Below are 21,490 nucleotides of genomic sequence, written 5' to 3' on the forward strand. Positions count from 1 at the left end.
CAACACTACCGACTGAGCACCGTTGGTCTGGTCAGGAGAGGGGGGTGGGGGCGGTTTCGGTCCAAGGTTCGAGGCACAGGACGATGCTCGTCGACGCGTGTGATCCTGCGGTGAGTGTTGCGGGGTCACGTCTGGGAGAATCTTGGGCTGTGTCTACCCCTGAGCAGGATCTGTTGCGGCGCGCGCTCGGCGTGCTGACCGAGATGGCACCCGCCGCGCTCGAGCTGGGCGACCAGTTCCGCGCCGCGGGGCACGAGCTCTCGCTGGTCGGCGGGCCGGTCCGGGACGCGTTCCTGGGTCGTGCGAGCAACGACCTCGACTTCGCGACGTCGGCGTCGCCGAGCCAGACGCAGAAGATCCTGGCGCGCTGGGGTGACGCGAACTGGGACATCGGCAGAGAGTTCGGCACCATCGGCGCGCGGCGTGGGGACGTCGTGGTTGAGGTCACGACATACCGGACCGACAAGTACGACCCCGCGTCCCGCAAGCCGCTCGTCGCGTTCGGGGACTCGCTGGACGGCGACCTGTCGCGGCGTGACTTCACGGTGAACGCGATGGCCGTGCGCGTACCCGACCTGACATTCGTGGACCCGTTCAACGGTCTGAGCGACCTCGCGGCCGGGGTACTGCGCACTCCCATCGCGCCCGAGCGTTCGTTCGACGACGATCCGCTGCGCATGATGCGTGCCGCACGGTTCGCGGCCCAGCTGTCGTTTCACGTGGAACCAGGGACGCTCGCCGCAGTGGTCGCCATGGCCGGGCGGATCGAGATCGTGTCGGCAGAGCGCGTACAGGCGGAGATCACCAAGCTGATCCTGAGCGACAACCCGCGTGCGGGTCTCGAGGTGCTGGTCGACACCGGCCTCGCCGAGCACGTGCTGCCCGAGCTGCCCGCACTCCAGCTCGAGATCGACGAGCACCACCGGCACAAGGACGTCTACCAGCACTCGCTCACCGTGCTGGAGCAGGCGATCGCCCAGGAGACCGGGCCCGACGGCGCCGTGCCGGCACCGGACCTGGTGCTTCGCCTGGCCTCGCTGCTGCACGACATCGGCAAGCCGGCCACGCGGCGCTTCGAGCCCGGCGGGGGCGTGAGCTTTCATCACCACGAGGTCGTCGGGGCCAAGCTCACCGCGAAGCGGCTCAAGGCGCTCAAGTTCGAGAAGCAGGTGGTCAAGGACGTGTCGCGGCTCGTCGAGCTGCACCTGCGGTTCCACGGGTACGGCGACGGCGCATGGACCGACTCCGCCGTCCGCCGCTACGTGACCGACGCCGGTCCGCTCCTCGAGCGCCTGCACCGCCTCACCCGAGCTGACTCGACGACCCGCAACAAGCGGAAGGCCAAGCGGCTGTCCGACGCCTACACGGACCTCGAGGACCGGATCTCCGCACTGCGCGAGCAGGAGGAGATCGATGCGATCCGTCCCGACCTGGACGGCACGCAGATCATGGCGATCCTCGGGATCTCGCCGTCTCGCGAGGTTGGCGAGGCCTACAAGTACCTGCTGGGCCTGCGCATGGAACGCGGCCCGCTGGGCGAGGACGTGGCGACGGAAGAGCTCAAGAAGTGGTGGGCGGAGCGATCGGCGGCCCAGGGGTAGCTAGACGTGGGTCGGGTCGAAGAGGGCACTGACCGACTCACCGCTGTGGATCCGCCGCACCGCTTCCGCGAACGCCGACGCCACGCTGATCACCGTCAGCTTGTCGTGTGCCAGGAGCCCGGTCGACGGCACGGTGTTCGTCGTGACGATCTCGACCACGTCGGGGTCCGCGGCGATCCGGTGGACCGCGTCGTTCGCGAAGATGCCGTGCGTGCAGGCGATCCGGACCGTGCGCGCGCCGTGCTCGCGTAGTAGGTCGAGGATGGCGATGATCGTCGACCCGTTGGCGATCTCGTCGTCGAGCACGATGATGTCGCGCCCGGTGACGTCACCGATCAAGGACGTGATCTCGACCCGGTCGCCGTCGAACCGCTCCTTGGCGGCCGCCGCGACGGGAACACCGAGCATCTTGGCAAAGGCTGACGCGCTCTTCGCGTTGCCGAGGTCGGGGGAGACCACGGTGGCCTTCGACAGGTCGCTCGGCAGGAAGTGCGCCGCCAGCTCGCGGAGCGCGTTGAGCTGATCGGTCGGTACCCGGAAGAACGCGTGTACCTGCGGCGCGTGCAGCGTCATCGTGAGGATGCGGTTCACCCCTGCCGTCTCCAGGAGGTCCGCGACGAGTCGACCACCGAGCGAGATCCGCGGCGCGTCCTTCTTGTCCGAGCGGGCATACGCGAAGTGCGGCATGACGGCGGTGATCCGTGCCGCCGAGGCGCCCTTGGCGGCGTCGATCATCAGCAGGAGCTCCATCAGGCTCTCCTGCGCCGGAGTCACCACCGACTGGACCAGGTAGACGTCGCGCTCACGGCAGTTCTCGAGCAGCTGTACCTGCAGGCAGTCGTTCGCGAAGCGCTGGATCTTGATCGGACTCAGCGGAACGTCGAGAGCAGCGCACATCTCGTGAGCGAAGCGCTGACCCCCGGTACCCGCAAAGACCCGCACCTCGGCCATGGCGGAAGTCTACGGAACGCCGAGCCGACGCGCCTAGGCACGAGACGGCATCATGTGGTTGATGAGCCTCACCGACTGGCAGACCTGGGACCCGTTCGTCGACGCCCTCCGCCGCTCCGCGCCGCCTGGGACGGACGTCAGCGAGTTCGTCGGCTCGGTCGGCCGCGGTGCATGGCAGGGCACGTACCTGGACGACGGCGACGCCGACGTCCGCCGTGACCACTACCGCACGCTCGCCCGCGAGGCCGCTCGGACCGGCGGCCCCGGACCCAAGGCCGCGCTCGACGACGCGTTGCGCGAGATCGCCGCGCTCACACCGGACACCCCGCAGCACGTGCGGGTCGCCGCCGCCGCGCGCCCCGATGACGACGTGGTCGAACTCTTCGCACTGCCGTCCGCCGTGGTCTCGGGGCCGGTCGCTCCCGTGCTCGAGGTGGTGCTGGAGCCCGGGGCACTTCCCGCGCAGTACCACGCCACGATCGTCCCGCCGTCGAGCGCCGCCGTGGCGCCGTCGGCCGATCCGGACGCGGTCGCGCGCGTGATCGCGGAGCGGATGCCCGACGCCGTCGGCGCGACACCCGACGAGATCGCCGCCGCCGAAGCGGACCTGTCCGGGGCGCGCCTGCCGGACGAGGTGCGCGCGCTGTACGCGACGGCCGGCTCCGGCAACCTGAGGCTCCCGCCCGAGGAGGGCTGGTTCGGCGGGTTCGAGATAGTCCCGCTGAGGGGAAGCTTCCTCCGGGAGGCGTTCCTCCCGGCCGCCCGCTTCAGCACCTGGACCGCGGACGCCGGCACGTTCGCCCCGGAGGACCCGTCCGGCCGGGTGCAACCGGCGATCGGTTCGCCGCTCTGGTTCCCCGTGGGGACCGACGGCGCCGGGAACGTCTACGCCGCCGACCTCGCACCAGGAGTGAACGGGTACGTGGGCCAGGTGGTGCTGCTCGATCACGAGATGCGCGCCGGGGCGGTGTACCGGGCGGCGAGCCTGGCGGCGCTGCTCGTCGGGCGGGAGGAGAGCTCGGCGCGACCGGAGCAGGGGCCGGGCCCCGTGGCACCAGGTCTCGACAGGCTCGACCAACGGAGCGGGCTCGACCAGCGACGAGAGCCCGACCAGCCCGCCGAGTTCCTCAACCTGGATCCGGCCGGCTGGGCGGAACGGCTCGACGCCGGGACCGTGCCGGACACGCTCAAGGCCGCCGGACTGGTGCCCGATCCAGCGCGCCCGCCGGCGCTCAGCGCGACGATCACCGTGGCGAACAGGCTGCTCGACCTGCGCGGCCTGGAGCCGATAGCGGTCAACCGCGTGACGCGGCCCGAGTCCAAGGGCCTCCTCGACCGGATCTTCGACCGGTAACGCACCGGGCCGAGGGCGCGAAGGAGGGCGGGAACCCTGTCCCGGGTTCCCGCCCTCCTCATGCCCGCGGCTCCAGCCTGCTCAGGTCAGTGACCGCCGCTGAACTCACCGTCGTTCTCCGGACGCTTGATCATCGCCGCCAGCCCGATGGTCGCTGCCATCAGGAGGGCGCCGATACCGAAGGCCAGACCCGCACCGCTGGCCATGGCGTCCGCGGTGGCCGTCCCGGAGTCTTCGAGGGCCGTCCGCCGGATGGTCATGATCGCGATGAACAGTGCGACACCGGCTGCGCCCGCGACCTGCTGCACCGTGTTGATCGTCGCCGAGCCGTGTGAGTACAGGTGCGGCTCGAGCACCCCGAGGGCGGCGCTGAACAGCGGCGTGAACACGGAGGCCAGCCCGATCATCAGCAGGATGTGCGCGCCGAGGATGTAGTACAGCGGCGTCGTGGGCGTGAGGAACGCGAACGCCCCGATCGCCACGGTGACCATCGCGGTGCCGGGGATCATGATCGGCCGCGGGCCGAACCGGTCGTACCACCGACCGACGACCGGGCCCAGCAGACCCATCGCCACACCGCCGGGCAGCATGAGCAGACCGACGGTCAGCGGCTCCATCCCCACCGCCCTCTGCAGGACGAGCGGCAGCACGATCATGGTGCCGAACATCGCCATCATCGAGATCGCCATGATGACGACCGCCAGGCGGAAGTTGGACTGGAGGAACGTGCGCAGGTCGAGCAGTGCGGAGTCGGTGCGCTGTCGCGCGATCTGCCGCCAGATGAACAGGCCGAGCACCGCGATGCCGACAACGAGCGGGATCCACGGGTTGATCAGCGCGGGGGTCTCCGCGGCCTCACCCAGGCCCGACAGGCCCCACACCAGACCGCCGAAGGCAACGAGCGCGAGCAGCAGGGAGAGCGGGTCCAGGTGCTGCGTCTCGCGGTTGGAGACGTCGCGGATCCACAGGATGCCGGCGGTCAGAGCGAGCAACGAGATCGGCAGCACGACACCGAACACGCCACGCCAGCCCAGCGGCTCGAGGACGACCCCGGACAGGGTCGGGCCGAGCGCCGGCGCCAGCGCGATCACGAGCGTCACGTTGCCCATGACCCGTCCGCGCATGTGCGCAGGAACGATGCTCATGATGGTGGTCATGAGCAGCGGCAGCATGATGGCCGTCCCGGTCGCCTGCACGACGCGGCCGGTCACGAGGAGCGCGAAGCCCGGAGCGACCATCGCCAGCGCGGTGCCCACCGTGAAGAGCGACATCGCCAGCAGATAGGCACCACGGGTGCCCAGCCGGTTGATGAGGAACCCGGTCGCGGGGATGACCACGGCCATCGTCAGCATGAACGCCGTGGTGAGCCATTGGCCTGTCGCCTCAGTGACGTTCAGGTCGGCCATGATGGGCGGCAGCGCCACCGACATGGTCGTCTCGTTGAGGATGACGGTGAACGCGCTCGCCATGAGCAGCGCGATGACACGGAAGTGACCCGGACCGAGCTTGTCGGTCCGTGACGGGACAGGGGCGTCGGCCGGGGCGTCACCGGCTGCGGGCCGGTCGGTCGGTCGGTCGTTCACATGGTCGGATGTGTCGATGATGTCGGTACTCATAGGCTTGCCCTCTCGGTACGGTGCGCGCGGGCCGAGATCGAGAGCGACATTGCACACGACCTACGTCTAAACGACGCCGGATCATCGTCGGGTATTCCCGCTGATGATCGCGACCTCTTTTTACCGACGCCTGCGGTCAGCAGAACTCATCGGTGCGCCCGCCGCCGACCCGGCAACCGTCAGTTCCCCCGCGCGCCCGTGGGTTCCACCGCGTCCGTCGCGTCGCGGGGGGAGACCGACTCCGTGACCGGTGCGGCCACGCCGAGCGTCACGCCCTGCCCGGCCATGAACGGCTCCGGATCGATGGCCTGGCCGTTCATTCGCACCTCGTAGTGGAGGTGGCAGCCCGACGACGTGCCGGCGCCCGCGGGGTCGATGCGCGAGTCGCCGCCCATGGACGCGATCTGCTGTCCGGCCTGCACCGTGTCACCGACCCGCACCAGGTTGGTGCCGGTGAGCAGGTGGCCGTACGTCGAGTCGAGTCCCATGCCGTGCTCGATGCGGATCGTGTTGCCGGTGCCCCAGCCGGTCGCCCCGGAGATCACGACGCGCCCCGCCGCTGCGGCGAACACCTGCGTGCCGCAGGACGCCGCGATGTCCTGGCCCAGGTGGTAGGTCGACGCCCCCGCGATGCCGGTGTTGCGCGGACCGAACCCGGACGCCTTGGACCCCACGGCGGGGTTGGCCCACCCGCCCGCGCCGACGGCGGCCTGCCCCACCGAGCCGGACATGCAGGGCGCACCCGCCGCCGCGCCCTGGATGGACTCCGACAGTGCCGGGAGATCCTGCTCGTCCACCCCGCTGACGAGCTGGATCACCTGAAGTGCCTGGTCCCAGTACTTCTGGTAGTGGTACGGGTCGGCGTTGCGCTGCGCCTTGTGCGCGGCGATCGTCGGCTCGAGCGTCTCCCACCCGGTGACCGCGAGCAGGCGGTCGTAGAACCGGCCGGACGACTGCACGGGGTCGAGGCGTTCCTCGACCGTCCCGTACCACTTCTGCTCCTGGAACATGCCTATCGACGACGTGAGCGTCCCGTCGGGGTTACGCACCCCGAACCGGTCGTCGCCGTAGGACAGGTTGCGCATGCCGGACTCACCGAGCGCCGTCATCACCGCGACGGCCTGGGCCCGGGCCGGCACCCCCCGTTCCTGGCCCACCTGCAGGATCACCGACGCGTTCTGGAGCTGCTCGCCCGTGAAGCCGCCGGCCGGCTTCGGCTGATCACCTGCCGGGACGACCGACGCCGACATGCTGCAGCCGTTCTGCGACTGGTTCTCGCTCACGGCGCCGCCCACCAGCACGACCATCGCGATGACCGCGGCGGGGACCGCCAGGACAGCGGCCGCCAGGACGGCCAGCACGAGCACCGCGCGCCTCGTGGAGCTGTCCTTCTTCCTGCCCCTGCCCGGCCGAGTGCTTCCCGACCGGACCGCCTGCGATGCGACACGGGTCGCGAGGCCTGCGGCACCCCGCCCGCTCACGACCCCTCCGGCGGCCTGATCTGCTCGGCGAGCCAGGGAGCCGCGCCGTCGGACCGGGTCAGGAGGACCGTGTAGGGGCCGATGTCCGTGGGCACCGCGACCTCGGCGAGCAGCGTCGACGTCTCGTCGGTGACCTCCGGGTCACCGGTCACCTCGGTCACGGGCACCAGCCGGGGGTCGACGTCCTGGTACACGGGCCGGGCCTGCGGGGTGAGCAGCGGCTCGAGCCCGTCCCACCACGCGTCCGCCGTCTGGTCGGTCGCGGCGAACGCGGCGATGGTCGCGAGCGCCGCGTCACGCGCCGCCGCCCGGACGCTCTCGTCCCAGGTCGCCTCGACCGGCTCGCTCGGCGCGGTCTCGTCGAACTCCGGTTCGCCGGTCACCTCGACGGCGGGGTCGCCCGCACCCGGATCACCCTCGACCCTCTCGGTCGCGGCCGTCTCGCTCGTGTCGTCCCCGGGAGAACCGACAGGATCCTCGAAGTCGTCCTGCTCCCGCGACATGGCGGCACCGGCACTCTCCTGCGCGGTGGGATCGACCGGGCCGCCCTCGCGCGGCCAGCCGATCCAGGTTCCGACGGCGAGGGCGACGATGGTGATCGCCACGATGACTGCTCGTTTCATCAGCGACCCAGCCCTCGCATCTGACGGCGGCCGGGATTGTGCACGATCGCCGACGGCTGCGGCCCGCCGGCCTGCGGCGCCCCACCCTGACGTGCCGCGTTGAGCGACTGGGCCAGCCGCGCGGCGCTCTGCGACCGCTCACCCCGCTTGCCGAGGTCCCGGGCGGCGCCGAGCGCCTGCTTGGCCTGCCGGGCCTTCTGCACCATGCTGAGCGCCCTGGAGGCACCGACCGCGGCGCCGGACGTACCACCGCTCGCGACCATGGCTCCCGCCTGCAGCGCTACCGACGTCCCCGTGCGGCGCGCGCTGCCGAGCCGGTCGTTGAGGCGCTCGCCGGCGGTCGGCGGCAGGTGCGGGCTCGGCTCGTTCGACGGCTTCTCACCGGCGTTGGCCCCGTCCGGCAGAGGCTCGGTGCCAGGGCGGCCGCCGTCGGGCGACCCGTCCTGGACGGTACGCGCGGCAGCGGTCCAGGCGTTGCCCCCACCGGCACCGCCACCGCCGTCGTCCGTGCCCGCCGGGACGCCGTCGGGCCCGACCGGCTGCCCGGGGGCGCCGATCCGGATGGGGACCGTGCGGTTGTCGTCGCCCGCCGCGCCGCCGGACGCCCCGCCCGTGGTGCTGCCGACCGAGCCGCTGCCGGGGGTGCCGTCCATCGTGGACGGCCCGGCGGCCTGGATGTCGTTGCCGTCGATCTGCACCCCGTCCCCGTTCGGCTTCACGGGTGCCGGGCCGATGCCGACGCCTGCCCACTCCTTCGCCTTGTTGTAGCGGTCGCGCCACTTCGCGGTGCCGTCCCAGGGCATCGCGGCGGGCTCGCCCACCTGGGAGGGGACGCCGGCCGCCGCGAGCTTGTCGGCCAGCGCGCGCAGGCCCTGCCGCACGCTCGCCCCCATCAGCACGTAGAAGACCGCACCCGCGATGACCAGCGTGTTGAACAGGTACAGGCGCACGAGGAACGGCAGGCCGCTCGTGGCGTCGTAGAAGCCGAGCAGCATCTTCATCCACGCGACCAGGAACATGGTGGCCATCGCGACGAGGATGCAGCCGAAGCCCACGCTCGCGAACGTGCGGAACAGCTGGGCGCGGGTACCGCTGGAGATGACGCCGACCGGCAGTTGCCACAGCAGCTTGATCGCCGACCAGCCCAGCAGCAGCACCGCGAAGATGGTGCCGCCGACGATCACCACGGACAGCAGCAGGAAGACGAAGCCCGTGGTGAGCAGGCTGAGCGTCGAGACGACGGTGCCGGCGTCGACGGTGGACGCCGCCTCGTGGTAGGCGTCGTCGCAGCCCCCGATGGCGTCGACGGCATTCTCCCGGCCGACGTTCTCGGTGTACGTGTCCTCGCAGCCCGTGCCGTCGATGACCGTGCCGTAGTTGATGATCTGGTGCGGCGCGCGCAGCAGGGTGTCCACGAGCTGGCCCTTGAGGCCGTCACGGATCACCGTGGAGTCCCGCTGGAAGGACGCACCCTCGGTCGCGAAACCGGTGGCGATGTCCATGCCGGCGTTCCGCGACTGCATGATGACGCCCTGCTCACCGCCGATCGTCGCCATCGGGTTGGCGAGGAACCCCGTGGCCAGGGCGGCGATGAGACAGCCGATCAGCAGCTCCATGAACCCGCCCGCGTACCGGCCCTTGAGCAGCCAGAAGCCGACGACGAACGCCAGGATGATCAGCATCAGGTTGAGCAGGCCGATCTGCGCGATCATGCCCTGCACGATGATGCTCAGGCCCGCCAGCGGCGCCAGGATGTAGCCCAGCCAGTCCATGCCGAGCACCCAGTCGAGCACCCAGATCTGCACCGCGACCATGTCCCGGTACCAGACCCAGAACATGCCCGCGAGGGTCGAGAAGATCTCGGAGTCGACGTTCAGCGGGTTCCACGGTGAACCCGTGTCCCACTGCAGCATGAACCGGTCGACGGCCACGCCCTGCGTGTCCTCCAGGTTGAGCCCACCACCCGGGTCGGCGACCGGAAGAGGTGCTAGCCGGTTCATGCCCCGATCACCGCGCCCGTGGAGCTCGTCGGGGTCGTCTTGACCGTCTCGGCGCGCTTGTCCACCAGGGGTGCCATGACCTTCGCCCGGCCGTACCGGGCCTGGAAGTCCCGGATCAGGCACTCACCGCGGCGCTCCTCGACCACGCCGACGGCGGCGTCGGTCACCGGGGCGGTGCCCTCGGTGATCAGCTTGACCAGGCCCTCGTCCACCGGTGAGTCGGTCGACAGGCCGTGCAGCCAGCGCAGCCCGCGCCGGGCGAGGTTGGCGTCACGGTGCCGCAGCAGCACGCGGAACGGGATCAGTCCGCGCACCACCTCGTTGCCGAAGTCCTCCTCGGCGTCGTGGCTGCCGAGCAGGAGAGCGGCCTTGTGCTTACGACCGTCACGGATAAACGTACCGATCTCCTCGGCGGCCTCAGGTGACGACATGGTCTTCGACGCCTCGTCGGCGGCGAAGATGTCGAGCCGTGAGCGGTCCGCGAAGCAGCGGTACCGCGCCAGTGACGCGATGAGCGCGAACGTGGCACGGCCGAACACCTTCTCCGCCTTGAGCTCGGCGAACAGGTGCCCGTGCTCCATGTCGGCCCGCGAGGGCAGCTGCATCTTGTGGGTGTGCAGCACGATCGCCGGCGAGCTCAGGTCGAGCGGCGGCAGCGAGTCGTCGAACAGGGCGCGCCCGAAGTCGAGCTCGGAGAAGATCCGCATCTCGTCGGCGAGCATCTTGGCGCCCGGGTACTCGCAGTCCACCTCGAGGTGCCGCGCGAGCGAGCCGAGCGAGGTGATCTTGTTGCGCCACATGTACTCGGTCTGCAGCACCTTGGACAGCAGCACGTTCTGCTCGGACTTGGTCTGCACCGACAGCAGCACCGTGATGAAGGCCCGGGCGACGCGCGGGGCCTGCGCGGGCGGCAGGATCCGCAGCGGGTCCAGGGACACCGTCGCGTCCTCGGAGATCTCCACGACCTGGGAGCCGGGGATCTCGGACACGGCGATGCCCCACTCGCCCATCTCGGTGTGGTCCACCGCCATGAGCGTGGCACCCATGTCGACGTTGTCCATGGCCACCGTCTTCATCGAGACACTCTTGCCGGAGCCCAGCTCGCCCACGAAGCCCATGGCGAGCGCGACGTCCAGCTTGTCGGTGGCTCCGGCCAGGTTCACGAACACCGGGTTCGGCCGGGCGGCACCGTTCGAGATCTCCAGGGCGAACAGCGCGCCGGACGTGTCGCCCAGCTCCGTCGTCGCGAACGGTACGGCTGCCGAGAACGCCCGCGCCGTGGTGATCTGCGAGTACTCCCGGACCGCCCGCGGTGTCGGCATGCCGGGCAGGGTGGCCTCGAAGAGCGTCGGCTGGATGGTGGGGTCGGTACGCAGCGAGAACTGCATGGCGGCGAAGTACTTGGTCAGGTCGCGGGCGTCGTCGAGCGCCTGCTCCGCCGTATGTCCGGAGACGGTGAACATCGTGGTGGCGTCGACCTCGACCTCGAGCTCGTCGGCGTCCATCACCGCCTGGTACTCGCCCAGGGCACGTGCCGTCGTGTCCAGGGACGACCCGGCGCGCTCCTCCTCGGAACGCTGGTCGAACTGGTCGTTGAGGGTGCGCACCGCTCGCCGGTTGCGGTTGGTCACCTCGTCCCGCGAGCGCACGGTCATCCGGATCGCCCAGTCGCACGGCACCCCGGACTCGTCGACGCGTCCTATCCACTCGCACCCTGGGTACACGATCCCGCCCGACGGCGTATCGCTCACCACGAGCGTCGTCTGGTACGAGGCGAGCTCGGGGTTGGTCGGGTCGAGCACCTTGACGTAGGGCCGCTTCAGGATCTGCAGCGGGCCCAGCTTCTTCTCGGAGTCGGTCTGCCCGGCCGGATCCACCAGCGCGGACGGCAGCACGGACGGGCCGGACAGGTGCATCTCGGCGTCCAGTGACCCGTCGACCGGTACCGCCGTGTCCAGGCCCAGGCCGCGTTGCATCGCGTGCCCGAACATCCACGCCATCTCGGCGACCGTCGCCGGCCGCGGGTCGAACGCCGAGGGCATCTCCTTGCGCAGCGCCTCCGCCTGCGCCGCCCGCTCGCCGATCGCGTGCCGGCCGGGCACGGAGCGCGGCATCATCAGCGTGTCCTGCAGGGTGGTCCAGCTCGCGCGCAGCGGCTCCATGAACGCCTTCGCGCCCGGGTTGGCCAGCGGCGCGGCGATCCAGTGGACCCGGCGACCGATCGGGATCTGCTCCAGGAAGTCGAGGGTGGCCTCGCACTCGGCGGCCCACGCCTCGCGCTCGGTCAGGTCGACACCCTCAATCATCGAGAGCACCACCGACGCCGGGTCGGTGGCCGCCGTCAGGCCGAGGTGCAGCGACTCGCCGCGCAGGGCGCGGTAGAGCGCCGTGTGGTGCCGGCGCGCGGCGTGCTTCTTGTCGTCGGGCTGGAATGCGTACGGCACGGGGGACACGCGCCAGACCGCCCACACGGTCCCGGTGCGGGTCCACATGAGGCCGTCGGTCAGGGCCGAGATGTGGCTCAGCATGAGGGCTCAGTCCTCTCGCGGGGTGGTGGGGGCGTTGCCGTCGTCGTTCTGCAGCTTTCCGGCGAGCAGCTGTCCGACGCCGGTGAGGTTCGCCGTCCTGCGCTCGGGCGTGGTCGCCGCGACGGTCGCTGCCGCCGCTGCCCAGTCCGCGGGCGAGCGCTTGTCGGGGAACGGGCGCGGCTCCTGGGCGGGCGCCGGCCGGAGCTGCCTGCCCTCGATGGTCGCGTCGGCCGGCCCCCGCCCGGTCAGCTCCGGTAGGAGCTCGGTCGGGATCGGCCGGACCATGGCCGGGGGCTGTGGCTCGGCGGCCCCGGCCGCTGCTGCGGCCACCGGCCGGACCTGCTCGGCAGCCCGCTCGGTGCGGGACGGCCCGGCGGTCTGCCGCGGTACCGCGACCATGACCCGATGGGTCATGAGACGCGGCTTGGGCAGGGCGACCTGCCCGCCGACCAGCCGCCCCGGGCTGGAGGTCAGGTTCATCGCGTCCATGACGAACGCGACGGGGTTACGTCCGCTGCTCGGCAGCTTGCCGGTGGCCCAGACCACGCCGACGACCACGCCGACGGCGACCGCTATGTTCATGAAGCCACCCAGCTGTGCCCACAGCGGAGCGGTCTTCCACAGCGCGAACGCCACCACGGCGCCCGCCCCCACCTGAGTGATCGTGTACGGGCCGCCCCAGATGCGCCCGCCGCTGGGTAGCTTCCCCACCAGCATGGGGATGCGTCGGGCCTTCGTGTAGAACTTCGCGGTCTCGGTCACCGGACACCCTCCTCACCACATGCCGGGCGCGCGGACGCGCCCGCCTGACCAACCCTGTGCCGTGCCCTCAGCGTCCTGCCCATGTGCCTGGCCCTGTCGGCCTACCGGCCGTCAGAGAACGGTCTGCGTGTTCACGATCGCCGGAGCGGAGTCGAACTCGTCCCGGGCGAGGTCGGAAGTGACGTTGATGCCCCCGTTCACGAGCCACAGGACAATGCCGCCGACGATCGCTGACATCAGGATCGCCGCGATCGACATCTTGGTCTTCACCGCCGTGATGACGACCATGAGGATGACGACGACGAAGGTCACCGACTCGATAGCACTCTTGACCTCCTCTGACTTCACGGTGATGAGGTCAAGGAAACCGCCGCTGGCCATAACGATCTCGTTGATCATGGTTCTCTCCTTCGCTCCCCGGCGGTGCCGGGGTCGATCGTGCCGGATGGCGTCGTGTCGATACGGACGGCCGGCTCAAGGCCGGCCACCTCCCAGCGGCCGTCTCGCGCGACGAGCGTGAGAACGTACTGGGCGGTGGTCTTGTTGCCGTCGAGCCGCGTGAGCTCGGCGGTGATCAGGGCATGCGTACCGTCGTCGTCGGCGGGGTCGTCGACGACCTCGTGCGAACCCTTGATGCCCGTCACGGCGACTGCCGCGTACGGGGCCGGGGTGATCGCCGAGATCGACGTGCCGGGCCGGAGGTAGCGCGTGATCTCGCCGTCGCCGGCGATCATGGCCGCGAGGAATCCGGCGGCGGACTGACCGGCGGCGGACGTCGGAGAGATGGTCTCGGAGTAGTCCAGCTCCGGCGGTTCGGCCACGGCGGCGGGTCCGGAGACGGGTGAGGGTAGCGCGAGGGCGGTCACGGCCAGGTCGGCGCCGGACCACTTGGTGTCCGCACGTTCGACCAGGACCGGCACCTGGAAGTAGCGCCGCACCCAGACGAGCGGCACCTCCGCCTCCTCGTCGGCCTTGGCTCCGCCGCCCGCGGGCGGGGGCGTCGAACCGGGTGCGGGTTCCGCGACGTCGACGCCCACGGTCACGGACCACACGCCGTCGTCGGCGGGCTCGATCTGTGCCACCGACGAGTCGCGGATGGTCAGGCCCTCCTGGGGGAGAGAGCCGACCGGGGCGTTCGTCAGGGAGGTGAGGAGCTGCTGGTCGTCGCTGTCGGCCCGCAGCCAGGTCTCCACGAGCTCGACCGCCCGCTCGTTCGCGGCGGCCTCCTCGGTGGTGCTCGTCACATCGGACGCCGTGGAGACGGGGGCGGGCGCGGGCCGCAGCGCGGTCCACACCAGAGCGGCCGGCCCGGCCAGCAGCGCCAGCGCGAGCAGGGCACCCCAGGCCTTGGTCACCAGGGCGGGGCCGTTGGACCATTCGACAACCTGTGGGGGAGTGCTCTCGCCGTCGCCTCCGCCGCCCGACGACGGGGGAGTCGCGGGCTGGTCGATGCCGCCGGCCCAGGGCGAGCCGGTACTGGAGGCGCCGTCGGCCGGGGCGGGTAGCTCGGCCGGCTTGGCCGTCTTCTTGCCGCGCCGACGTACGAGGAGCGAACTCATCGCGTCCGCACCTCGTTCTGCAGGTCCGCGCGGATGCGCTCGCGCGCCTCACGGGCGCTGCGTACGCGGGGGCTGTCGAGCGCCTCGGTCAGGCGGACGGTCGTGTCCTCCTCGCCAAGGGGGTCCTCGGTGAGTGACGCGATGAGGTCGCGCACCACGGGCGCCACCTCGCCGCGGGCCGCGTGCACCTCGGCGGTGTCGCGGAGCAGGGACCACGTGTGGTCGAAGTCCCGTGCGTCGGGATCCGCACTGCGGACCCCTGCGCTGCCGAGGTCGGTGCTGCCGAGTCCTGCGCGGGGCGCCTGGTCGAGCTCGTCCTTGCTCATCTCGCCTCTCCCGTTTCTCCGTCTCCTGTGTCTGCTGAGCACAAATGGCAGGTCGGCAGTTCGTGTGACATCGGTGATCCCCGGGTTTTGGCCAACTGTGACGCAGGTCACACCCATCTGGAAGCAGCGGGCAACAGTGGCGGGCAACACCCCCCGGATGGACTCAGGGCTGAACGGAGGGGGGAACCGCCATGCCTGCACGCACACCTGCACCAGCAGCCGGGACGCTGATGCGCGAGCTCGACCACGACTGGGCCGACCTGGTCCGTACGCGGTCGTTCGCGACCGAGATCGAACGTCTTGCCACGCGGTTCCCGCAGATCGCGGGGCTGCGCACGAGCGAAGCGGTACAGCTCGCTCCTGACGAGGCGGACGAGGTCCTGTACGCGCTCATCGTGGAGCACGCGGGCGGCAGCTTCGCCGCCGGCCGTACCGTGCTCCAGTGCATGCTTCCCGCCGTCCGCACCATCGTGCGCCGGTCGCGCCGGCACTACCCGGACGTGCAGGACCTCGAGCAGGAGGCCGCCGCCGCGATGTGGGACGCGATCACCCACTACGACCTCGAGCGCAGCACCCGGGTCGCGATGCGGCTGCAGGGGCACACGCTGACGCGCGTCGTCGGCGACCGGGCTCCGCACGCGCGAGGTGGTCGCGCGAGCCGCGGACCGCGGGTGGCAGAGATCCCCACCGACACGAACACGCTGGCCGTCCTCGAGCGGCCGTCGACACCCGAGCCGGGTCCGGACGCGGTCTACTCGCTCGCGAGCATGTCGCTCGGCACCACGGGCGAGGTGCTCGACGTCATCGCGTGGGGCCTCGACAGAGAGGTCCTGACGCGGGACGAGTCAGCACTTCTGGCGCGGCTGTACGCGCCGGACCCCGATCTCCCGGAGTACGCCGAGCTCGGCTCGGGTCGCGGGAACTATCAGCGGCGGGTGGCCCACGAGCTGGGCATCTCGCACGCAGCCTTGCGCCAGCGGGCGAGTCGCGCAGTGCGACGGCTGGCGGAAGCCGTTCAGTCCGGTGGTCTGTCTGGGGGACAGCCGGGCGAACGGGACGGTGAGGGACGAGGACGACCGACAGGCTGAGCACTGGGGGGTGCGTGAAGCCTTGAAGTCTTCCGAAGTCACGTCATCGCGAGAGGGCCCCACCGCCAGCGGGGCCCTCTCGGCCTGTCCGGAGCAGGTCTGCCGGGAGCCTAGAGCGTGGGGGTGCTTCACAGACCCGCCACCACGTCGGACACAAAGTTCACCCCGGTCGGCCTTGGTGCATGCCAGGTCGTGGGGGACCCTCTTCTCATGGCCTGACCTGCCAAGTCAACACCACGGTTGTGGTTACGAGCCGTCAGCGGCAGATCGTTGCAAGGTCACTCAATATTCAAGTCATCTCCACAACTTTGAAGTCTTCTTGACCTAGCGGGCACACGGAACGCTGATTAGCGTTCAACCTGCCGGGTCCGCCCGAGTAGTTGAGGATTGCCTGCGGTGACACACGCGTGACACCCGCAGGAGGCCCTTGACCAGCACGGGCAGGAGCACGGTGGACACAGGCGCACGAATGGGAACCTCGATGGGTCCCGCACCGGGGGAACCCGAGGCGGACTCCGCCGACGGGCTCGGAGGAGACGGCACGGTGAGCAGTAGCACGAAGGTCGCGAACCAGGACCAGCAGGCCCGGCCCGCGACGAATGTCCAGCGACCCGCACCCCCCGGGCCGCTCAAACCGACGCGCGCCCGTCGGCGGCCGGCACTCATCGCCCTGGGCCTCGCCCTCGTGGCCCTGAGCGTGCTCGCGTCCGTGTACCTGGTCACCTCGCTCGGGCAGACCTACCAGGTGCTCGCGATCAAGGGCAACATCGCACGCGGCGCGGAGATCACACCGGCGAACATCGGTGTCGTCGAGCTGCCCACCGGGCCGACCCTGCTCAAGCCGATCCCGGCCGATGACTTCGACAAGGTGGTTGGCACGGGCATGGTCGCCACGGCCGACCTCAAGAACGGTCAGCTGCTGACGGGCGACAGCTTCACCGAGGAGCTCCAGCCCGCCGCCGGACGGTCCATCGTCGGCATCGCGCTCGCACCCAACCAGATGCCCGGCTCCGAAGGTCTGAAGGCCGGCGACGCCGTACGCGTCATCGAGACACCGGCGACCGGCGGTGAACCGCCCGCCGAGGCACCGCTCGCCATCGCCGCCACCGTGATGGGCAGCAACCCGTCGCCCCTCGGCGACCAGATGATCATCGACGTCGAGGTGCCCTCGTCGAACGCGGCGGCGCTCGCGGCTCGAGCAGCGACCGGCCGTGTGGCCCTCGTGATCGACGCCGTCAGGGCTGGGTGATCCGCGTGGCTCTCGTCGCCCTCGCCAACGCGAAGGGCTCGCCGGGAACGACGACGGCGGCCCTCGTGCTGGCGCTCCAGTGGCCTCGGCCGGTGCTCCTCGTCGAGGCCGACCTCGCCGGGTCGTCGATCCTCGCCGGCTACTTCCGTGGTCAGCTGCCGCACGACCGCGGCCTGCAGCCGCTCGCGATCGCGCACTCACACGGCGACCTCGAAGCGTCGTTCTGGGGGCAGACCATCCCGCTCGTTCGAAACGATCCGGACAAGAAGCTGCTGCCGGGCATCGTCAGCCCCCACACCGCGCCCGCCGTCGCGAACCTCTGGGGGCCGCTCGCCAACCAGCTGGTCGCGCTGGAGCGCGGTGGCATCGACGTCCTGGTCGACCTCGGGCGGCTCGGCACCGGCGGTGTCGTCCGCGAGGACCGCGAGCCGCTCGTCCGGCTCGCGGACCAGGTGCTGATCACCACCGGCTCGCGCCTGCCCGACATCGCGGTGACGCGGGAGCTGGTCAAGTCCCGCACCTCGGTGGTCGACGCCGCGGCGCGCGAGCTCACCAACCTCACCGCCCTCACCGTCGGGCCCGGCCGGCCGTACGACGCGGGCGAGATCGCGCGGACGCTCGGCCTCGGGACAGTGGGATCGCTGGCCTGGGACCCGGTGAATGCCGAGGTGCTGTCCGTGGGCTCGCCCGCGGGGCGCCGGTACTCGACGTCGCCGCTCGTCCGGTCGGCCGGACCGGTGATCTCGCGCATCCAGGACCGCACCGAGAAGCGGCGCGCCCGGTTCGCCACCGGCCCGCGCGACGGGGGCAGCGGGTCCGGCCCGCACCGTCCGCCCGAGTACGCCGACGGCGGCTCGCGGGCCGCGCAGGCGGCCGGTCAGCGGCGTGACGGCGGGGGGCGCGCATGAGCACGCCCGAGTTCCCCGACCTCTCCTCGCTGCCGATCTTCCACGAGACGGACGACAAGGCCTCCGTGCCGCCGCGACGCACCCGCGCCGGCGAGGCCGGCACCGGGCCGGACCAGCGCAACGCCCCGCCGCTGTACCGGACCCCACCCGTGGAGCAGGCCGGCGGCGTTCGCACCACCGGTGCTCCGACGACGAACGGCGGTGCACCGCACTCCGGCAACGGCACCTCACCGTGGGTCGGGGCGGTCGCCCGTGCGGGCCGGGAGTACCACGGTCAGCCCGGGAACCCGCGCCTGCGCGACTCCGAGTTCTGGCGTCAGGTCAACAGCCTGCGCGGCGAGGTCTCGGCACGGCTGACGACGGCGCTCGCGACACGCGAGCTGGACGAGGAGCAGCGCGAGGCGCTGGGCCAGGAGCTCATCCAGCAGGTGGTGCGCGACCACAACGACGCCCTGCTCTCCGGCGGACAGCGGAACTGGACGCCGGAGTACCAGGTCGAGGTGACGCGTGCGCTGTTCGACGCGCTGTTCCGCCTCGGCCGGCTGCAGCCGCTCATCGACACGCCGGACGTCGAGAACATCGAGATCACGGGTACGGCGCCCGTGCTCATGCTGATGGGCGACGGCCGCCGCACGTATGCGGAGCCGATCGCCGACTCGGACGCCGAGCTCATCGACTTCCTGCAGTTCCTCGCGGCGCGTGACCCCGCGAACGAGCGGTCGTTCACGCGCGCCAACCCGTTCCTCAACCTGGACCTGCCCGGTCGCGTGCGGCTCGCCGCCGTCGGCTGGGTGGTGCCGTGGCCGCGCGTGACCATCCGACTGCAGCGGCTGCAGTCGGTGGACCTGGAGCTGCTGCGCCGGAACAACACCATCGACATGGTCCTGGTCGAGTTCCTGAACGCCGCGGTACGGGCGCGCAAGTCCATCGTCGTCTCCGGACAGGGCCAGGGCAGCGGGAAGACCACGTTGCTGCGGGCACTCTGTGCCGGCCTCGATCCGTGGGAGTCCATCGCCACCATCGAGACCGACTACGAGCTCTACCTGCACCTCGAGCCCGAGAAGCACAAGCGGGTGGTCGCCCTGCGCACGCGCGAGGGCTCCGGCGAGATGAACACGTCGGGCCGCCGCGTGGGCGAGATCAACACGAACGTCAACGTGTACGAGTCGCTGCGGCACAACATCTCCCGCGTCATCGTGGGCGAGGTGCGCGGGCCCGAGATCGTGTCCATGTTCCAGGCGATGCAGATGGGCAACGGCTCGCTGTCGACGGTGCACGCCGACGGTGCGCGCGATGTCGTCGAACGTCTGGTCGGCATGGCCGTGCAGGACTCCACGCTCTCCGAGACGTACGCGTACCGACAGGTGGCGCAGTCGGTCGACCTCATCGTCTTCCTCCGGGTCGACTCCGGTGCCGACGGTCGTCGGCACCGGTACGTCTCGGAGGTGATCGAGGTGACTCGCGGCGAGGCCGGCAACCCGGTGGCGATCACCGACGTCTTCGAGCCCGGGCCGGACGGTCGCGCGGTGCCGAAGACGACCCCTTCGTTCCTCGCCGACCTGGAGGCCGAGGGCTTCGACGCGAGCCTCCTGAACTACCGGGAAGGGCTCTGGGGGAACGCATGACCACGCTCATCGCCGTGCTGGCCGGCCTGGGCCTGGGCCTCGGGCTGTGGTTCGTCGTCGTCGGCGCGCAGAAGTTCGAGGCGACGCCCAAGCCCGCCCGCACCACGCCGCCCTTCCACGGGCTGCTCCGGCTCTTCGGCCTGACCAAGGGCGGACCGCTCTACCCGCAGCGCAAGATACTGGGGGTCGGCGCGGCGGTGGGACTCGCGGTCGGGATGGTGACCGGCTGGTGGTCGCTGGTGCTCATCGTGCCCGTGCTGATCGTCGGCCTGCCGGCGCTGTTCCGGACCACCACGCAGTCCAACGAGGTGGAGAAGCTCACCGACCTGACCGCCTGGGTGCGGTCGCTGATCGGCGTGCTTTCGGGGGGTGCCGTCGGGCTCGAACAGGCGATCGCGGCCACCCTGCACAGCGCTGCGCCGTCGATCCGGCCGTCGCTCGCCCGGCTCGTGGCGCGCCTGGAGGCGCGCCAGCCCATCAAGCCGGCGCTCTACCGGTGGGCGGACGAGATGGACGACTACTCCGCGGACATGATCGCGTCGGCGATGATCCTGGAGTCCGACAACCGCACGGGCGCCGTGGCCCCCGCGCTCCGGCAGCTCGCCGAGTCCCTGTCCGCGCAGGCGAAGGCACGCCGCGAGATCGAGACCGAGCGCTCCACCGGCCGCGCGACGGTGCGCTGGGTGACGATCGTGACGCTCGTGGTGCTGGCCGCCACCGCGATGTCCGGGTATCTCAGCGGGTACGACTCCCCGCTGGGTCAGGTGGTAGCGGTCATCCTGTTCTGCGCCTACGTCGTCTGCCTGTTGTGGATGCGCAAGATCAGCCTCGGGCAGCCGATCCCGCGGTTCCTTCCCGACGAGCGGGAGGCCTGACATGTGGCCATGGGCAGTGACGACCGGCCTGGTCGCCGGGCTCGGTCTGTTCCTCGTCGTGCGCGAGCTGCTGCCGTCGACGCCGCGGCTCCAGTCCGCGCTGGACCGCCTGAGCGGTGACGACAAGGTGGAGCCCATCACCGTGTCCGACGGCGGTGAGCTGACCGCCACCCAGCGGTACACCCAGGTGTTCGGGGCGTGGGCGCAGCGCCGGCTGCCCGTGTCGGTGCTCGGCCGGGGCGGTCCCACCCGTGCGGACCTCGACCTCATCGGCAAGACCGCCACCGACCACTACGGCGAGAAGGCGCTCGGCGCGGTCATCGCGCTGGTCGCGGTGCCGTTCCTCGGGCTGTGCGTGGGGCTGCTGAACCTCGGCATGCCGGTGTCGGTGCCGCTGGGGGTCGCGCTCGTCCTCGCGCTCGGCGCCTGGTTCCTGCCCGACCTCGATGCGCGGGCCAAGGCGAAGCGCGCCCGGCAGGAGTTCTCCCGGGCCGTGTCGACGTACCTTGAGCTGCTCGCCATCGAGCGCATCTCGGGCGCCGGGGCCACCCAGGCGACGTTCGCCGCTGCACAGGTGGCCGGGTCGTGGCCGTTCCGGCGCATCGCCGCGGCGCTCGAACGGAGCCGGTGGGAGGGGCAGGCGCCCTGGGTGGCGCTGCGGGAGCTCGGCGAAGAGGTGCAGGTGGACGCGCTCGGCGAGGTCGCCTCCATCGTGGAGCTCGCCGGCACGCAGGGTTCGGCGATCCACGACCAGCTGCAGTCCAAGGCGGCTGCGATGCGTGACGCCCAGCTCGACGTCGAGCAGCAGCTCGCGCATGACGCGACCGTGCGCATGACCGTTCCGGGCACGATGACCGTCTTCGTGTACTTTCTGATGCTTATTTTCCCGATCGGGGTCACTATGTTTCAGACAGCACCCTGAGACGACCTCCTCCGGAGGCACT

18 protein-coding genes are annotated in these 21,490 nt (G+C 70.9%); 8 read left to right on the plus strand and 10 right to left on the minus strand.

Features of this window, described 5'->3' with window-relative positions:
- Positions 1-149: 149 nt before the first annotated feature.
- Positions 150-1,601 (plus strand): CCA tRNA nucleotidyltransferase, encoded by a 1,452-nt coding sequence (locus LUU90_RS17855; RefSeq protein WP_275005002.1) that lies wholly within the window; start codon positions 150-152, stop codon positions 1,599-1,601.
- Here the strand turns inward: LUU90_RS17855 and LUU90_RS17860 are convergent, their stop codons facing one another.
- Positions 1,602-2,552 carry a ribose-phosphate diphosphokinase gene (locus LUU90_RS17860; protein WP_275005003.1) on the minus strand — a complete coding sequence of 317 codons (951 nt, stop codon included), beginning with the start codon at positions 2,550-2,552 and terminating at the stop codon, positions 1,602-1,604.
- Between the two features lie 61 nt (positions 2,553-2,613).
- On the opposite strand from LUU90_RS17860, the gene LUU90_RS17865 reads away from it, so the two are divergent.
- Positions 2,614-3,906 (plus strand): SMI1/KNR4 family protein, encoded by a 1,293-nt coding sequence (locus LUU90_RS17865; RefSeq protein ID WP_275005004.1) that lies wholly within the window; start codon positions 2,614-2,616, stop codon positions 3,904-3,906.
- An 86-nt stretch (positions 3,907-3,992) separates the two neighbouring features.
- On the opposite strand, the gene LUU90_RS17870 is transcribed toward LUU90_RS17865, so the two are convergent.
- The 9 genes from LUU90_RS17870 to LUU90_RS17910 all read right to left on the minus strand — a co-directional run bounded on the left by LUU90_RS17870 (position 3,993) and on the right by LUU90_RS17910 (position 14,801).
- Positions 3,993-5,522, minus strand: coding sequence for an MDR family MFS transporter (locus tag LUU90_RS17870; RefSeq protein ID WP_275005005.1), 1,530 nt, complete (start codon positions 5,520-5,522; stop codon positions 3,993-3,995).
- 179 nt (positions 5,523-5,701) lie between these two features.
- Positions 5,702-6,889 carry a M23 family metallopeptidase gene (locus LUU90_RS17875; protein ID WP_275005006.1) on the minus strand — a complete coding sequence of 396 codons (1,188 nt, stop codon included), beginning with the start codon at positions 6,887-6,889 and terminating at the stop codon, positions 5,702-5,704.
- 110 nt (positions 6,890-6,999) lie between these two features.
- A complete protein-coding gene (locus LUU90_RS17880) occupies positions 7,000-7,626 on the minus strand; it encodes a hypothetical protein (protein WP_275005007.1) in 627 nt (208 codons plus the stop codon).
- Complete coding sequence (locus LUU90_RS17885) at positions 7,626-9,626, minus strand: hypothetical protein (protein WP_275005009.1); 2,001 nt, start codon at positions 9,624-9,626, stop codon at positions 7,626-7,628. The genes LUU90_RS17880 and LUU90_RS17885 overlap by 1 nt, the downstream gene beginning before the upstream one ends.
- Positions 9,623-12,154 carry an ATP-binding protein gene (locus LUU90_RS17890; protein WP_275005010.1) on the minus strand — a complete coding sequence of 844 codons (2,532 nt, stop codon included), beginning with the start codon at positions 12,152-12,154 and terminating at the stop codon, positions 9,623-9,625. The genes LUU90_RS17885 and LUU90_RS17890 overlap by 4 nt, the downstream gene beginning before the upstream one ends.
- Positions 12,155-12,160: 6 nt before the next feature.
- A complete protein-coding gene (locus LUU90_RS17895) occupies positions 12,161-12,916 on the minus strand; it encodes a hypothetical protein (protein WP_275005011.1) in 756 nt (251 codons plus the stop codon).
- Positions 12,917-13,027: 111 nt separating this feature from the next.
- Positions 13,028-13,315, minus strand: coding sequence for a hypothetical protein (locus LUU90_RS17900; protein WP_275005013.1), 288 nt, complete (start codon positions 13,313-13,315; stop codon positions 13,028-13,030).
- Complete coding sequence (locus LUU90_RS17905; RefSeq protein WP_275005014.1) at positions 13,312-14,475, minus strand: conjugal transfer protein; 1,164 nt, start codon at positions 14,473-14,475, stop codon at positions 13,312-13,314. Before LUU90_RS17905 ends, LUU90_RS17900 begins: the two co-directional genes overlap by 4 nt.
- A complete protein-coding gene (locus tag LUU90_RS17910) occupies positions 14,472-14,801 on the minus strand; it encodes a hypothetical protein (protein WP_275005015.1) in 330 nt (109 codons plus the stop codon). The genes LUU90_RS17905 and LUU90_RS17910 overlap by 4 nt, the downstream gene beginning before the upstream one ends.
- A gap of 191 nt (positions 14,802-14,992) precedes the next feature.
- Between LUU90_RS17910 and LUU90_RS17915 the strand changes: the two genes are divergently transcribed.
- From LUU90_RS17915 to LUU90_RS17940, 6 genes are all read left to right on the plus strand, one after another.
- A complete protein-coding gene (locus LUU90_RS17915; protein ID WP_275005016.1) occupies positions 14,993-15,889 on the plus strand; it encodes a sigma factor in 897 nt (298 codons plus the stop codon).
- A gap of 544 nt (positions 15,890-16,433) precedes the next feature.
- Positions 16,434-17,138 carry an SAF domain-containing protein gene (locus LUU90_RS17920; protein ID WP_275005017.1) on the plus strand — a complete coding sequence of 235 codons (705 nt, stop codon included), beginning with the start codon at positions 16,434-16,436 and terminating at the stop codon, positions 17,136-17,138.
- 5 nt (positions 17,139-17,143) lie between these two features.
- Positions 17,144-18,046, plus strand: coding sequence for a hypothetical protein (locus tag LUU90_RS17925; protein WP_275005018.1), 903 nt, complete (start codon positions 17,144-17,146; stop codon positions 18,044-18,046).
- Entirely contained in the window at positions 18,043-19,671 is a 1,629-nt protein-coding gene (locus LUU90_RS17930; protein ID WP_275005020.1) for a CpaF family protein, read from the plus strand. The genes LUU90_RS17925 and LUU90_RS17930 overlap by 4 nt, the downstream gene beginning before the upstream one ends.
- Complete coding sequence (locus LUU90_RS17935; protein WP_275005021.1) at positions 19,668-20,546, plus strand: type II secretion system F family protein; 879 nt, start codon at positions 19,668-19,670, stop codon at positions 20,544-20,546. The genes LUU90_RS17930 and LUU90_RS17935 overlap by 4 nt, the downstream gene beginning before the upstream one ends.
- A gap of 1 nt (position 20,547) precedes the next feature.
- Positions 20,548-21,468, plus strand: a complete 921-nt coding sequence (locus tag LUU90_RS17940) for a hypothetical protein (protein ID WP_275005023.1) — start codon at positions 20,548-20,550, stop codon at positions 21,466-21,468.
- The last annotated feature ends 22 nt before the right edge of the window (positions 21,469-21,490 follow it).

Origin of the sequence: Promicromonospora iranensis (genome assembly GCF_028994775.1) — a bacterium.
In the GTDB taxonomy this organism is placed as follows: Bacteria; Actinomycetota; Actinomycetes; order Actinomycetales; family Cellulomonadaceae; genus Promicromonospora; species Promicromonospora iranensis_A.